The sequence below is a fragment of the Mesorhizobium sp. B2-1-3 genome (assembly GCF_006442495.1).
Classification (GTDB): Bacteria; Pseudomonadota; Alphaproteobacteria; order Rhizobiales; family Rhizobiaceae; genus Mesorhizobium.
In genome coordinates this window covers 180,032-194,309 of sequence record NZ_VFWL01000005.1, presented here as the reverse complement: position 1 = coordinate 194,309, position 14,278 = coordinate 180,032, and the positions used below count along the sequence as shown (strand labels likewise).

General features: G+C 62.2%; 16 protein-coding genes and 1 pseudogene. 9 read left to right on the top strand and 8 right to left on the bottom strand.

What is annotated here, in order from left to right; genetic code table 11:
• Window positions 1-45: 45 nt before the first annotated feature.
• Complete coding sequence (locus FJ973_RS11670; protein WP_140494758.1) at window positions 46-708, bottom strand: haloacid dehalogenase type II; 663 nt, start codon at window positions 706-708, stop codon at window positions 46-48.
• 154 nt (window positions 709-862) lie between these two features.
• On the opposite strand from FJ973_RS11670, the gene FJ973_RS11665 reads away from it, so the two are divergent.
• From FJ973_RS11665 to FJ973_RS11650, 4 genes are all read left to right on the top strand, one after another.
• Complete coding sequence (locus FJ973_RS11665) at window positions 863-1,741, top strand: branched-chain amino acid aminotransferase (RefSeq protein ID WP_140494756.1); 879 nt, start codon at window positions 863-865, stop codon at window positions 1,739-1,741.
• Window positions 1,742-1,914: 173 nt separating this feature from the next.
• Window positions 1,915-2,517: a superoxide dismutase gene (locus FJ973_RS11660; protein ID WP_140494754.1), complete on the top strand. Its 603-nt coding sequence runs from the start codon at window positions 1,915-1,917 to the stop codon at window positions 2,515-2,517.
• 161 nt (window positions 2,518-2,678) lie between these two features.
• Window positions 2,679-3,116 (top strand): cytochrome c, encoded by a 438-nt coding sequence (locus FJ973_RS11655; RefSeq protein ID WP_140494752.1) that lies wholly within the window; start codon window positions 2,679-2,681, stop codon window positions 3,114-3,116.
• A gap of 9 nt (window positions 3,117-3,125) precedes the next feature.
• Window positions 3,126-4,076: a cytochrome c gene (locus tag FJ973_RS11650; RefSeq protein WP_140555862.1), complete on the top strand. Its 951-nt coding sequence runs from the start codon at window positions 3,126-3,128 to the stop codon at window positions 4,074-4,076.
• Here the strand turns inward: FJ973_RS11650 and FJ973_RS11645 are convergent, their stop codons facing one another.
• The 3 genes and pseudogenes from FJ973_RS11645 to FJ973_RS11635 all read right to left on the bottom strand — a co-directional run bounded on the left by FJ973_RS11645 (window position 4,077) and on the right by FJ973_RS11635 (window position 7,434).
• Entirely contained in the window at window positions 4,077-4,466 is a 390-nt protein-coding gene (locus FJ973_RS11645; protein ID WP_140494748.1) for an SET domain-containing protein-lysine N-methyltransferase, read from the bottom strand.
• A gap of 160 nt (window positions 4,467-4,626) precedes the next feature.
• Window positions 4,627-5,252, bottom strand: a pseudogene (locus FJ973_RS11640) (LysE family translocator).
• 67 nt (window positions 5,253-5,319) lie between these two features.
• Window positions 5,320-7,434, bottom strand: coding sequence for a S9 family peptidase (locus FJ973_RS11635; protein WP_140555859.1), 2,115 nt, complete (start codon window positions 7,432-7,434; stop codon window positions 5,320-5,322).
• 116 nt (window positions 7,435-7,550) lie between these two features.
• Here FJ973_RS11635 and FJ973_RS11630 point away from each other — a divergent pair, with 116 nt between their 5' ends.
• Both FJ973_RS11630 and FJ973_RS11625 read left to right on the top strand, forming a co-directional pair.
• Window positions 7,551-7,919 carry an SH3 domain-containing protein gene (locus tag FJ973_RS11630; RefSeq protein WP_140555950.1) on the top strand — a complete coding sequence of 123 codons (369 nt, stop codon included), beginning with the start codon at window positions 7,551-7,553 and terminating at the stop codon, window positions 7,917-7,919.
• A gap of 429 nt (window positions 7,920-8,348) precedes the next feature.
• Window positions 8,349-8,774, top strand: coding sequence for a MucR family transcriptional regulator (locus FJ973_RS11625; RefSeq protein ID WP_095089970.1), 426 nt, complete (start codon window positions 8,349-8,351; stop codon window positions 8,772-8,774).
• 175 nt (window positions 8,775-8,949) lie between these two features.
• Here FJ973_RS11625 and FJ973_RS11620 read toward each other — a convergent pair whose 3' ends face one another.
• From FJ973_RS11620 to FJ973_RS30880, 3 genes are all read right to left on the bottom strand, one after another.
• Window positions 8,950-9,378 (bottom strand): SufE family protein, encoded by a 429-nt coding sequence (locus FJ973_RS11620; RefSeq protein ID WP_140555948.1) that lies wholly within the window; start codon window positions 9,376-9,378, stop codon window positions 8,950-8,952.
• Between the two features lie 99 nt (window positions 9,379-9,477).
• Window positions 9,478-9,825, bottom strand: a complete 348-nt coding sequence (locus FJ973_RS11615) for a DUF5330 domain-containing protein (protein WP_140555857.1) — start codon at window positions 9,823-9,825, stop codon at window positions 9,478-9,480.
• A 23-nt stretch (window positions 9,826-9,848) separates the two neighbouring features.
• Window positions 9,849-10,016 carry a hypothetical protein gene (locus tag FJ973_RS30880; RefSeq protein ID WP_181169789.1) on the bottom strand — a complete coding sequence of 56 codons (168 nt, stop codon included), beginning with the start codon at window positions 10,014-10,016 and terminating at the stop codon, window positions 9,849-9,851.
• Window positions 10,017-10,358: 342 nt separating this feature from the next.
• Here FJ973_RS30880 and FJ973_RS11610 point away from each other — a divergent pair, with 342 nt between their 5' ends.
• The 3 genes from FJ973_RS11610 (at window position 10,359) to FJ973_RS11600 (ending at window position 13,262) form a co-directional block, all read left to right on the top strand.
• Complete coding sequence (locus tag FJ973_RS11610; RefSeq protein WP_140555855.1) at window positions 10,359-12,104, top strand: PAS domain-containing sensor histidine kinase; 1,746 nt, start codon at window positions 10,359-10,361, stop codon at window positions 12,102-12,104.
• Complete coding sequence (locus FJ973_RS11605; RefSeq protein WP_140520732.1) at window positions 12,079-12,843, top strand: peptidoglycan-binding protein; 765 nt, start codon at window positions 12,079-12,081, stop codon at window positions 12,841-12,843. Before FJ973_RS11610 ends, FJ973_RS11605 begins: the two co-directional genes overlap by 26 nt.
• Before the next feature lie 71 nt (window positions 12,844-12,914).
• Entirely contained in the window at window positions 12,915-13,262 is a 348-nt protein-coding gene (locus FJ973_RS11600; RefSeq protein WP_140555853.1) for a DUF1491 family protein, read from the top strand.
• On the opposite strand, the gene FJ973_RS11595 is transcribed toward FJ973_RS11600, so the two are convergent.
• Window positions 13,240-14,265: a DUF2336 domain-containing protein gene (locus FJ973_RS11595; protein WP_140555852.1), complete on the bottom strand. Its 1,026-nt coding sequence runs from the start codon at window positions 14,263-14,265 to the stop codon at window positions 13,240-13,242. The genes FJ973_RS11600 and FJ973_RS11595 overlap by 23 nt on opposite strands.
• Between the last annotated feature and the right edge of the window lie 13 nt (window positions 14,266-14,278).

The window sequence follows — 14,278 nt, the reverse complement described above, 5'->3', positions numbered from 1 at the left end:
ACGGTCACAGGAGCGAAAACCAGGATTACTTTTGGGCCGCATGCGTTAGCCACCTGTGACAAGGGCATCGAGCGACGGCAGGATCAGGGCCGGTGGAAAATCCCGATACTCCTCCGGCTGGTTGGAGCGGTTGATCCACACGGTGCGGAAGCCGAACTTGGTCGCGCCGGCAATGTCCCAGCGGTTGGACGACTGGAAGGAGACCGCACCCGGATAGAGGCGCCAGCCTGTCGTGACCATGTCGTAGACCGACGGATCGGTCTTGAAGCGCCGTACCGCATCGACGGAATAGATATCGTCCAGCACCTGATCGAGCGCCGCGGATTTAACGGCTGCCTCCAGCATTTCCGGTGAACCGTTGGACAGGATTGCCAGCTTGGCGCCGGACGCCTTCAGCGCCTTCAGCACAGCGGGCACTTCCGCATAGCAGTCCAGCCGCCAATAGGCATCCAGCAATGCCGCCTTGAGGCCGGGATCGGCAGAGGGCACCTTGTGCAACGCGAAATCAAGTGCCTGCTCGGTGAGTTGCCAAAAATCGGCATAGGCGCCCATCAACGTACGCACCCAGGAATATTCGAGTTGCTTGGCGCGCCAGATCTCGGACAGCAACTGGCCGTCCGGTCCGATGGCGTCGGCGTGGCGGCGCACGGCGGCATGAACATCGAACAGTGTGCCGTAGGCGTCGAAAACATAAGCGGCGTATTGCATGGCAACAGTTTTGAGGCGAGGCGGGGCAAGGTGCAAGTCTTGATTGCAGCGCGCCGTCCGTGGCCTCAACAAAACTCCCCGATGCTGGTTGACGACGCCGGCCAAAGCGTCATCCAATGCTGCAACACGAGATTGATCGGAACGGGACAAAGCAATGACACTGGCGGCTGCCGCACTTTCCGCGACATGGACTTTCGTCGACGGCGACTGGTACGAGGGCAATGTCGCCGTTTTGGGCCCGCGCAGCCACGCAATGTGGCTCGGCACCAGCGTGTTCGACGGCGCCCGCTGGTTCGAGGGCGTCGCTCCCGATCTTGACCTTCATGCCGCGCGCGTGAATGCCTCGGCGATCGCGCTCGGTCTCAAGCCTTCGATGACGGCCGAGAAGATCGTCGGGCTGACCTGGGACGGATTGAAGAAATTCGATGGCAAGACGGCTGTCTATATCAGGCCGATGTATTGGGCCGAGCACGGCGGCTATATGGGCGTGCCGGCCGATCCCGCCTCGACCCGTTTCTGCCTGTGCCTCTACGAATCGCCGATGATCTCGCCGACCGGCTTTTCCGTGACGGTTTCGCCGTTCCGGCGCCCGACTATCGAAACCATGCCGACCAACGCCAAGGCCGGCTGCCTCTATCCCAACAATGGCCGTGCCATCCTCGAAGCCAAGATGCGCGGCTTCGACAACGCCCTGGTGCTCGACATGCTGGGCAACGTCGCCGAGACCGGAACCTCGAACATCTTCCTGGTCAAGGACGGCCACGTCCTGACGCCGGCGCCGAACGGCACCTTCCTGTCCGGCATCACCCGCTCGCGCACGATGACGTTGCTTGGCGAGTACGGGTTCAAGACCACCGAAAAGGCGCTGTCGGTGCGTGAATTCCTCGAGGCGGATGAGATTTTTTCGACCGGCAACCATTCCAAGGTCATTCCGATCACGCGCATCGAGGACCGCAGCCTGCAGCCCGGGCCGGTGGCCAAGAAGGCGCGGGAGCTCTATTGGGATTGGGCGCATTCGACGTCGGCGGGCTGATCCGTCCAGACTTTTCGTCGCAATGCGCCCGGTTTCCGGAAACTGTGTGACAGTTCTCCGGAACCCGCTTAGAAAGAGCACCCGGCGCTTCACTTTTCGGAGTTGTCCGAACCCAATCCAGACCTATCTTAGTCCGGTATCGACACCGGATTTTCCTTGAGGGAGTACCTTCCATGGCTTTTGAATTGCCCGCTCTGCCTTACGACTATGAGGCCTTGCAGCCCTACATGTCGAAAGAGACGCTGGAATATCACCACGACAAGCACCACAAGGCCTATGTCGACAACGGCAACAAGCTTGCCGCCGAAGCCGGCCTTGGCGATCTGTCGGTAGAAGAGGTGGTCAAGCAGTCGTTCGGCAAGAATGCCGGCCTCTTCAACAATGCCGCCCAGCACTACAATCACATCCATTTCTGGAAGTGGATGAAAAAGGGCGGCGGCGGCAACAAGCTGCCGGGCGCGTTGCAGACGGCTTTCGACAGCGATCTGGGCGGCTACGACAAATTCAAGGCCGACTTCATCGCCGCCGGCACGACCCAGTTCGGTTCCGGCTGGGCCTGGGTTTCGGTCAAGGATGGCAAGCTGGCGATCTCGAAGACGCCGAACGGCGAGAATCCCCTCGTCCATGGCGCGGCGCCGATCCTCGGCGTCGATGTCTGGGAGCACTCCTATTACATCGACTATCGCAACGCCCGGCCGAAATATCTCGAGGCCTTCGTCGACAGCCTGATCAACTGGGATCATGTTCTCGAACTCTACGAAAAAGCGAAAGCCTGATCGAGATTCAGAAAGCCCCGGCACCCCCGGGGCTTTTCTTTTTGTGTGCCGAGATCCCACAGCAGTAAAGGTCTGGCAAAATCGTTGGGGGAAGGGAATATTCCTCCCGCCACGTCCGTTAACGTCCTGTCCCGAAATGCCTTCATCATGGAGCCAATTGAATGAGAAAGCTTGTCGTCGCCATCTCTATGCTCGCGTTCGCCGGTTCGGCGGCCTTTGCCGACCCGATCCTCGACCGCCAGGCCCTGATGAAGGAACGCGGGAAGATCGTCGGCGGCCTGTCGAAAGTGGTCAAGGGTGAGGAGCCCTTTGATGCCGCCGCCGTACTGACTGCGCTGCAGGCGCTCCAGGCGAACGCGGAAAAATTCGACGCCGACGTCCTGTTCCCGGCGGGCAGCGACACGGGCGACACCACGGCGGCGCCGAAGATCTGGCAAGACATGGCCGGTTTCAAGGCGACAGAAGACAAGTATCTTGCCGACGTCAAGGCCGCGGTCGCCGCGGCCCCAGCCGACGTGGAGTCCCTGAAGACGCAAATCGGCGTCATCGGCTCCGACTGCGGCACCTGCCACAAGGGCTACAGGGTCAAGAAAGGCTGATCGCCGGCCATGGCATGGCTGAGGAAGTTTGTCTGCGCCGCACTAGTGCTCGGCGGCGTCGGCGCGGTTGCCGCGTGGACGCTTTCGGCGCCGGTGAAGCTCGACGCGGAAACTATGGCCAAGCTCGCGCCTGGTGACGCGGCCAGAGGCAAGCGCATTTTTGATGCCGGCGGCTGCACCTCCTGCCATGCAAAACCCGGTTCGAAAGGCGATGAGCGGCTCGAACTTGTCGGCGGCCTTGAACTCAAGACCCCGTTTGGCACGTTTGTGCCGCCCAACATTTCGCAAGACCCGAAGGACGGCATCGGCGCGTGGTCGGCCGAGGATCTCGCCAATGCCATGCTGAAGGGTGTCTCGCCGTCGGGCGAGCATTTCTATCCGGCATTTCCCTATACCTCCTACGCGCGCATGAAGCCCGCCGACATTGCCGATCTCTATGCCTTCCTGAAGACGCTGCCGGCGGTTGCCGGCCGAGCGCCGGCCAATTCATTGAGTTTCCCGTTCAACATCCGTCGCGGCATCGGCTTGTGGAAACGGCTCTATCTCAGCGAGCAGCCTGTTGTGTCCCTGCCCGAAGGCGCGCCTGGTCCTGTGATTGCCGGTCGCTACCTGGTCGAGGGACCGGGTCATTGCGGCGAATGTCACACACCGCGTGACCTTGCGGGGGGGCCAAAGAAGAGCGAGTGGCTGGCTGGAGCCACAGCCGCCGAAGGCATTGGCATCGTCCCCAATATCACCTCCGGGGAGGGCGGCATCGGCGACTGGTCGCAGGCCGATATCGCCAACTATCTCGAAACCGGCTTCACGCCCGATTTCGATTCCGTTGGCGGGGCCATGGTCGACGTGCAGAGGAACATGGCCGAACTGGCGCCCGAGGACCGCGCGGCGATCGCGGCCTATCTCAAGGCGGTTCCGCCGCATCCGAACGGCTATCCGGCGCGCAAAAAACCGGCGAGCTGACTACGGGTGGCGATCGCCCAGGAAGTCGAAGCCCGCCGCGAAGAAATGATTGTAGTTGCAGGTCAGTTCCTCGCCGGCCGCGATGTCGCGCAACGCAAAGCTTTCCTCCGGCGAGGATACGTCGCAATTCGGCTCGTCGGCGTGGTTCATGTAGCGTGCATCGTCGGCCTCGAAGACGATGTAGTTCGGATCTCGCCTGTCCGGATAGGCATAGCGATCGAGATAGCTCTTCACCGGTCCTGTCTGGCTCTCATAGGTCTCGACCTCGATGAGCCGGTCGAATCTCGGATCCAGCTTCCAGATCATCGTGCCGCGGGAAATGGGATTCTTGGCAAAGACACCAATGCCCTGGATGGGGGATTTGTCGAGATAGACGTCGACGAGCAGCATGGCAGGCCCTTGTGCGATTGTGGGCTGTCATGGCCCGGGACAAAACGCGCCTTGGGTAGCGCGCGGGCATCGCAATTGCGAGCGAAAACCAGCAACACGGAATTCAAAAACCAATGATTGCCCGGCTCGCCGAGAAGGCCGCGCCGGTCACCGTTTCGCGTCAGCGCTGCTGAAGCGCCAGCCGCACGCCAGGCCGCAATAGATGCCGCCGACAATCTTGCCCTGCCATTTTAACACCGTGGGATTTCGACGCAGGAAAGTGCCAAGCCCGCCTGCGCTCACCGCGAAAACCACTGTGCTGAAGAGGCCCAGCAGAACAAAGATGATCCCCAATACCGCCAGCTGGAGCATGACCGATCCGTTTTCGGGCCGGACGAACTGTGGCAGGAACGCGAGGAAGAAAAGCGCCGTCTTGGGGTTGAGCATCTCAGTCAGTATGGCTTGCCGAAACGCCTTGCCCGCTGAGATTGGGAACCTGCCGGCGGCGAGATCGGCCGGCGTCTTTTCCATGATCGCGCGAATGCCGAGATAAACGAGATATGCCGCACCGAGATACTTCACGGCGCTGAACAACACCGCCGATGCGGCGACGATCGCCGAGATGCCGACCATGGCCGTGAAGGTGTGAAACACGTCGCCGGCCGCGATCCCTGCGCCGGTTGCGATGCCGGCTTTGGTTCCCGAACTCGTTGCCCGCGCGACCGTCAGCAGCGTGGCGGGGCCGGGAATAAACACAAAACCGAGCACCACGGCGACATAGGTGGTCAATGTGGCCAGGTCGATCATTGCTCGCATCCTCCTCGGCGTTCGTCGCCGATCAAGTCACGCCAGGGGCCGAAGGGCAATGACCGCTTCAGCCCTGCGGCCCTGTTGCCTTGCCTGTCACTCTCAAGGCGAATGAATATGTGTAGGCGATCTCCTCCAGCCGGGAAAACCGGCCGGACGCGCCGGCATGGCCCGATTCCATGTTGATCTTGAACAGGACCGGATTGTCGCCCGTCTTGCGCTCGCGCAGCCGCGCCACCCATTTGGCCGGTTCCCAATAGGTGACGCGCGGGTCAGTGAGACCGGCTAGCGCCAGGATCGGTGGATAGCCGAGCGCGGCGACATTGTCATAGGGCGAGTAGGCGGCGATCGTCCGGTAATCGTCCGCCGACGCGATCGGATTGCCCCATTCAGGCCACTCCGGCGGGGTCAGCGGCAGGCTGGCGTCGAGCATGGTGGTGAGCACGTCGACGAAAGGCACCTCGGCAACGATGCCGCCGAAACAGTCCGGCGCCATGTTGGCGACCGCGCCCATCAGCATGCCGCCGGCGGATCCACCTTGCGCGACGATGCGGTCATGCACAGTGTAGCGTTCGGCGACCAGATGGCGTGCACAGGCGATGAAATCGGTGAAAGTGTTCATCTTGTGCGCCCGCTTGCCGTCATCGTACCAGCCATAGCCCTTGTCCTTGCCGCCGCGGACGTGGGCGATTGCAAAGACAAAGCCGCGGTCGACCAGCGAGAACCAGTTGGTGTTGAAGGCCGCCGGCACCGTGATGCCATAGGAACCGTAGCCGTAAAGCAGGCAAGGCGCGGAGCCGTCCAGCGGGGTATCGCGGCGGTACAAGAGCGAGACCGGCACCAATTCGCCATCAGCCGCGGGCGCCATCAGCCGACGCGTGACATAGCGCCCCGGGTCGTGGCCGGACGGCACCTCCTGGGTCTTGAGCAACACGCGCTCGCGGGTGCGCATGTTGTAGTCGAAGACCTGCGCCGGCGTCGTCATCGATGAATAGGTGAAGCGCATGATCTCGGTGTCGTATTCCAGGGATCCCGACAGGCCGAGCGAAAACGCCTCCTCGTCGAAGGAGATCAGGTGTTCCTCGCCGGTTGCACGGTCGCGCACGACGATGCGCGGCAGGCCCTCCTTGCGCTCCAGCCTGACCATATGGTTCTTGAAGCCGATCACCGACAGGATCAGCCGGCCGGCCTCGTGCGGAACCAGTTCCTGCCAGTTGGCGCGGATCGGATCGCTCGCCGGCGCCGTCATGATCTTGAAGTCCTTGGCCCCATCGGCGTTGGTCAGGATGAAGAAAATGTCGCCGCCTTCCTCCATCTCGTATTGAAGACCGGTCTCGCGCGCCGCCACCAGCTTCGGCTCGCTAAACGGCTCGCCCGCGCTCAGCAGCCGGTATTCCGATGTCTCGTGGTCGTTGATGGCAACCATGATCCATTCATTGGAGCGCGTGCCGCCGACATTCATGAAGAAGCCGGGATCATTTTCCTCATAGATCAGCCGGTCGCTTGCCGGATCCTGCCCAAGCGCATGGAACAGCACCTTGGAGGGACGGTGGTTGGGGTCGAGCCGGGTGTAGAAAAACCCGTCATTGGCGGCGTTCCACACCCCCGAACCGCCGGTGTCTGGAACCGTGTCCGCGAGTTCCTTGCCGTCGGAGAGGTCGCGCACCCGAAGCGTATAGAATTCGGAGCCCTTGTCGTCGAACGCCCATAAAAGCTTGCCATGGTCGGCCGAATGATCGACGCCGCCAAGCCGGAAATAGGCCTTGCCTTCGGCCTCGGCATCGCCGTCGAGCAGGATATGCTGCGCGCCGCCGTCCCGCGGCATGCGGAAATAGCGCGGCTGCTCGCCGCCGAGTTTGAAGGAGGAGCCATACGCATAGGGTCCGTCCTTCATCGGCACGGAAGAATCGTCTTCCTTGATGCGACCCTTCATCTCCTTGAACAGCCGCTTCCGCAAATCGGCCGTGTCGGCCATCAGTTTCGACTGGTAGGCGTTCTCGGCTTCGAGATGGGCGCGGATGCCCGCATCGAGCAATGCGGGGTCCCTGAACATCTCCTGCCAATTGTCGGCCCGCAGCCAGGAATAGTCGTCCGTTCGCGTGATACCGTGATGCGTGTCGAAAACCGGCCGCTTCTCGGGCGTTGGCGGGGTGACATCCGGGAATGCAGAAGTTTTGGTCATTGCGTCTCGCTTTGGAAATGTCCTGAATGGCCAATGAACACGCCGATCAGCGCGGGTTCAAGAGCCGGGTCTTATTGCTGCGCCGGGCTCCAGAAAGCGGGCCGGGAGGAGAAATGATGAATATCTATGCTCGCACCGTCGCGGCTCTCGCCGTCGTTTCCGCAACTATGGCCATCGCCGGCCAATCTCATGCGACCGTATTCGCCGCTTGGCAAGTGGCCAACGTGCCGTTCGGCGACACGCTCGACGTGCGCAAATATCCCTCGGGCACGTCCCAGAAACAGGCCGCATATCCGAACGGCACCGTTTTGCAGATGACCGAGCGATGCACCGGCGGGACGAACCTGCTCGATATCGCCAATCAGCCGGCATGGAAGCAGCAGCTGGCGGTTCGCTATCGCTGGTGCGAAGTCTGGCATGATCCGGCCAAGAACGGCGGTTTCGTCACCGGGTGGGCCTATGGCAAATACATCGCCCCGTATTGAGTGATCCGAGCTGGTCGGCTGCACGACGCGTGAGGGCCGGCAATGGCCGAGGTGGGGCAACCTCTGGTTTTGCGAAAGGGGGTGAGCAACCAAGATTGCCGGCGCGATCTCCAAGCAAAGCAAAGCACTCGGAGATGCTTTGTGAGTTAGCGCGAATGTAACGGTTAGCTAACGCTGCGTCACCGGTCGCTGGTTTCGCCTGCGAAATATCGAAAAATTACATCGTGCACGAAAGATTGAAGCTGATCCGAAAATATTTGATCAACATCGTTCAATATAGTGCAAGGATCGAATTGACTTACTTGCTAGGTAGGTTCATTGATGCCCCCGCGACACGAATCGCAGAAGCTCTGTCTGCACAAAATTCGTGCAATGCCTTGCCTGTAAAAAAGGGCGCACTAAACTAACTCTCGTTGGGGCCTGAAGACCATGGATATTGTCGAAACACCTTCCAGAAACAGCGACGCGCTGATCGAGCTGACCGCCGACGTGGTGGCCGCCTATGTCAGCAACAATCCCGTGCCGGTCGGCGAACTGCCGAACCTCATCTCCGATGTCCATGCTGCTCTCGGGCGTGTGGGCGGAACCGCCGAACAGCCGCCCGCCGACAAGCAGAAGCCGGCAGTGAACCCGAAGCGCTCGGTTCATGACGACTACATCGTTTGCCTTGAAGACGGCAAAAAGTTCAAGTCGCTCAAGCGTCACCTGATGACTCATTATGATCTGACGCCGGATCAGTATCGCGAAAAGTGGAACCTCGACCCGAGCTACCCGATGGTTGCCCCGAACTACGCGGCCGCCCGCTCCCAGCTCGCCAAGAAGATGGGCCTCGGCCGCAAGCGCAAGGCCCGCTAAGCATTTGCTGCCAGGTGAGTGCACTTGGCATCGCAGAATGCGGCTCAAACGATAGATAGAGCCGGACGGACAGTTCAACCGGATCGATATCGGCGCCTTCGGGCGCCGTTTTACTTTGCCGGTGGGCCAAGGACAGCGCTGGTACCAGTGCGATCGGCTGGTCGCGGAGGCGATATCAGGCCGTCTGCTCGAGTGCGGCCTCTGCATCGCGCCTGATGCGCTTGACCATCGAGCGAAGGCCGTTGGCGCGCTGCGGCGACAGGTGCTCGTCCAGGCCGAGCGCCTTCAGCGTCGCTTCCGCATCGGTCTTCTGGATTTCGCTGGCGGTCTTGCCGGAGAACAGCGCCAACATTATCGCCACCAGCCCGCGCACGATATGGGCGTCCGAATCGCCCCTGAAGGTGATGACCGGATCGCCCCCCGGCCCCCGGTCGGTGGTAAGCCAGACCTGGCTGACGCAGCCTGGCACCTTGTTGGCGGCGGTGCGTTCCTCGTCGGGGAATGGCGGCAGCGCCTCGCCGAGTTCGATGACATAGCGATAGCGGTCCTCCCATTCGTCGAGGAACGAGAAGTCGTCGCGGATCGTCTGGATCGTGGTCGTCATGACTGGGATATAGTCATCCACCGTCGCCGCGTCACGGAAAAACAAGGATACCGCGGGCGTCGAGAGGGCAGACTGCCCGCGGTGCGCCGTCGAAACGGCCTAATTCTTTACCGGCAGGTTGACCGTCTCGGGCAAGACGACTTCTTCGGGAACGCTGCCGGTCATTGTGGAGGTGTCGGGGCCGGCGGACTTGTCGTCCAGCATGGCGGCCGCGATCTTGGCGGTCTCCTTGGCCCTTGCGGTGATGGTGTGCATTGCCGACTTGCCGGTCTCACAGACATCGGGCTTGCGTTCGCAAATGCCGGCGATGTCGCCGACCGCGTCGCGGGCCGCGAACAAAGCCTGGATCGGGCCTACGCTTTCTTGACCCGGCTCGGAACCGACGCCCAGCGGCAGTGCCAGCAGCACCAGCGAAAACCAGAAAGCCATTCTCATCAGGAAGAACATGCTCGCCTCTTGTCGTGACCGGATCATGCATCCATGAGCATGACCTCTTTTGTGGGCGGGATATTGGCACACAGGCGCAAAGGACGGCTTGCGGGTTGGCCGAGAATTTTCTTCAAATTTGAGGCAAATTCGAAACGAAGCGTTTTGCTGTCGATTTGTCTCAGATTGGAACCATTTTTCTTATCATCCATCAGCCATATATTCCTTTGTTTCTATTGCGTTTTCCACAGAATCAGGCGGTCGGTGCGCTGCGGCTGGCCAGGGTTCGGGCGGCCCCTGCGGATAACCCTCCGTTTACTATGGTGGCATTTGCCCGCCTTTTCGGGCGCTCCCATCCCGATATTCGCCGTGGGCCGGGCCTTGGGTCGGCCCTGCCTTATCCATTCTTTAAAGGCTGGGTGCGAGTTTCAGAGTCAATCAAAACGATCTGCAAAAGCAGAGCTGTTCACGACGAGTGCGGGTGCGTTGAGTTGATGCCGATCAAGGCCAGATACGTTGAATTGCCTGGGGCAATGGCCGCCGGTTGTGAACGTATGGTCCATCCCTCCATTCTTGGGCTGGACGACCGCGAGCGTCAGCGTCGCTTTATCGGCGCCATGCTGGCCGCTCCGTTCTTTGCCGCCGGTGCCGCCGTCACGCTCGTCACGTCAGGCATGGGCGCAGCCGTCACCGTGGCCGCCATCTTCGCGGCCTTTGGTCTTTGCTGGTTCATCGCCTTGCTGGTGGCCGCGACCGGCAGGATGGATCTGGCCGGCCGGGCCGCGCTGGCGATCGCGGGACTTGCGCTCGCCGGTCTTGTTGCCGCTGCCGGCGGGCTGAGCTCTCCGGTCGCGATGCTTTTCGTGGCGCTGCCGTTCGAAGCCTGGTGGATCGGCGCCTCGCGCCGCGCGGCGCTGTGGGGAGCCGTCTGCGCCGTCGTCGCCATTCTGTTGCAGCCTGTGACGGCAACCGTCCTCCCGCACGCCGCGGTGCCGATCGCCGCGTGGCACTGGCTGCTGCCATTGGCCTGGGCGCTGACGCTGGTGCCGCGTATATCGGCGGTTCGCAACACGGCGGCTGCGGCCGACGTAGGGGACACCGGCGATCGTCTGGAAGACATGATCGACGCGGTGGTCCTGCGCGTCGCCCGCCATGGCGAGGTTATCGATGCCTCGGCAAAGGCGCGTACGCTGTTGAAACTGCCCCCGCAACTGCTTTGCGGAACCGGGCTTTTCGATCGCGTGCATCTCTCGGATCGCGTCTCCTATCTCAGTGCCTTGGCCGACATGCGAGACGGGGCGCTGTCGCGGAGGCTGGAGTTGCGCGTCAGGCTGCCGCAGGACGGCAATGGACAGAATGGCAATGGCCCGGCAGACAACTATCGGCCGTTTTCGCTCGAACTGATGCGCGCTCAGGAGCAGGGCGACGTTTTCACGCTTGTGCTGCGCGAGAACGACGAGGTCGCCCGGTTGCGCGAAGACCTCGGCGCCGCCAATGACGCGGCCGCCGCCGCCGAAGTGGCGAAAGGGCGCTTCCTGGCGGTGGTGAGCCACGAACTGCGCACGCCGCTCAATGCCATCATCGGATTCTCCGACATGCTGCTGCACGAGATGTTCGGCGCCTTCAAGGATCCACGGCAGAAGGAATATGTCGGTCTGGTGCGCGATTCCGGCCAGCATCTGCTTGCCGTCGTAACCTCCATTCTCGACGTGTCGCGGATCGAATCGGGCGTCTATGCGACCGAACCGGAGCCATTCCGCTTCATGGAAGCCGTCGACATGTGTCAGCAGATGATGCGGCTCCAGGCGCAGGCCAAGAACATCGATCTCAAGGCGCAGATCGCGCCGGACGCCGGCGAAATCAACGCCGACCGGCGCGCCGTGCAGCAGATCCTCATCAATCTCGTCTCGAATGCGATCAAGTTCACGCCCGATGGCGGCGATGTCGTCGTCGGTGCCAAGCGGATCGGTTCGCGCCTGCATTTCTGGGTGCGGGACACCGGCATCGGTATCGCCGAGGAAGATTTCGCCAATCTCGGCAAGCCGTTCATGCAGATCCAGAACGACTATACCCGTCGTTTCGAGGGGACCGGCCTTGGCCTGTCGCTGGTCAAGGGACTGGTGGCGCTGCACGAAGGCACCATGTCGATCGAAAGCATGCCGGGCGAGGGCACCACGGTCACCATCAGCCTGCCGGTGAACGGGCCGAAAGGGCGGCCGGCGGACAAGGCCGGGGTGCTGACGATGCCGCTGGCCAGGGCGAAAGGGGACGGAAATGGCGCGCTCCGCAAAACAGCCTAAGGCGGCCAAGCGCCGCAGCAACGCCTTCCAGGACGGAGCCGTCGCCATCGGCGGCATGATTTCGCGCAATCCCGTCCTGGCGGGAGGGTCGACGGCATTCCTGGTGACGCTGTTCTACGTTTCGGCGAATGCGCTGTGGTACCAGCCTTTTCCGCATGCCGGCGCCTTCTTCGCGACCCGCAGCATGCAGGGCGTTCCGCACGCGGCCGCTGATGAGCCGGAGACCACCTTCAACATCGTGCGGCCAGGTACCGCGCCGGCGCCGGTCAAGGGCGATCCGGTGGTGGAGCAGGTGCAGGGCATATTGAAGGATCTCGATTTCTACGCCGGCACGGTCGACGGCATTTCCGGACCCAACACGCGCAAGGCGATCCAGGCCTATCAGCAGAAGGTTGGGCTCAACACGTCCGGCGAGATCGACGCGCTGCTGCTCGATCAGCTGGGCGCGACCCCGAAAACCGCCGCTGTGCCGAAACCGCAACCGCGTCCCGAAGTGTCGCAGGCGGTTCCAGTGTCGCTGCAGACCGATACGGCTTCCCAAGCGCCGGATCCTCGCATTGTCAAGATACAGGCCGGGCTCAAGGCCTTCGGCAATGACGACATGCAGCTCGACGGCGTCGTCGGCGCCCGTACCAAGGCGGCCATCAAGGAATTCCAGTCGCTGTTCGGCCTGCCGCAGACCGGCGAGCCCGACGAACTGGTCTATGTCAAAATGCGCGAGATCGGCCTGACCAACTGACGGCGCACATAACGGCTCGCCCAGCGGTGTAAATACCGATAGATAGCCCGCATGATGTCCGGACTTTTCTCATGCGCGTGACCACGGATCTGTGGATATCGGCCCTGTTGCGTCGGGTTTTCGGCGCGGGTGGATTTGCCGCCGTGGTCAAGCGCGGCGCGATCGAAGCCGGCGCCGTGTTTGTCCTGACGCGGAGCCGGCTTGGTGAAATCGCTCTCTATGGACCGGCGCCACAGACGAGCTATGATTCGGCCAAGCCCGACGACCGTTTCTTCAGCCTTCTCGCCACCGCCGCCGATGCTTCGGTGCTGGACGCCAGGCTGGAACGCGAGAAGAAATTCGATCCCGACATCTGGGTGGTTGAGATCGAGGCCGGCGCTGTTCCTGTCGAGGAGCTTATTTCCGTGAAGATGTCCTGAGGCCAGGGAAGGTCGCTGCATCGTCACTGTTCGACGCCTCGCGGCTGGCGCTGGGTGCGGCGTCGCGAACCACCTCGGACAGGGTCTCGGCCTTCCATCCCCGCACCTTGTCCAGCGCCACGTCGCGGTGCAGGAGCCGGTAGCGGTCGAGGAAGGTGCGGATCGCCTGCGGATGCGGAAATTCTCGGGGGTAGACGGCAACAGTGATCAGGAATGCCCGGTCCTCGCTGAGGTCGAGCGAGCGCAGCGCCGCCAGCAGCGGCATGTAATTCTGGTTCGCCGTCAGCGACCTGGCCGTTGAGAAATCGATATAGAGCGCATCGGCGAGCGCGGTCTGGAAGAAGGCGGCATTTCCGGTCAGCGCCGTCTCCCGCAATTTGGCATAGGTGTCGGTCCCGGTGAACGGATCGACCCGGGCCGCCTGCGCCTCCTCGCCGGCCCGCATCATGGAGCGCAGCCTGTGCCGCGCATTTTCGGCACCAACGCCCGGCGTCTGCTGCCTTGTCGCGCTGTCGGCGGCCGGCGCCTTCAAGGGAGCGGTTTGTGCCGGGGAGGCTTCCGCTTCCGGATCGCGTACCCGCACCAGCGTCGGCCTTTCCAGCGCCCTGATCAGATCGGCGATGGTCGGATTAAGGTTCTTGCGGCGCGCGATCGCGCGCGCATGCGGCAGCCCGTGCCGGCCGATCAGCGCAATGAGGTCGATGTCACTGACTGCGCGCGAGCGGATGAGCAAGGGGGCGGCGATGTCTACCGGCTCCTCGCACAGGCGCCGCACCAGCCCGGCCGGAGCATATTCGCATTCAGAGAGGGCCGCCGCCACGTAGCGGCGCGATTCGACGGACACGTTGTCGAACAGCGGCAGCGTCAGATCTTCGAGCTGGCCGATCTCCCGGCGGGACGGCCGCGTAAGCGAGCAGAACGCAGACACCGCTGCGCGGAACAGCCTTTCGGCCTTTCCCGATTCCGTCCCTACCGCGATTTGCCTGAAGTCCGAAGATGACACGAGGGATACGCCC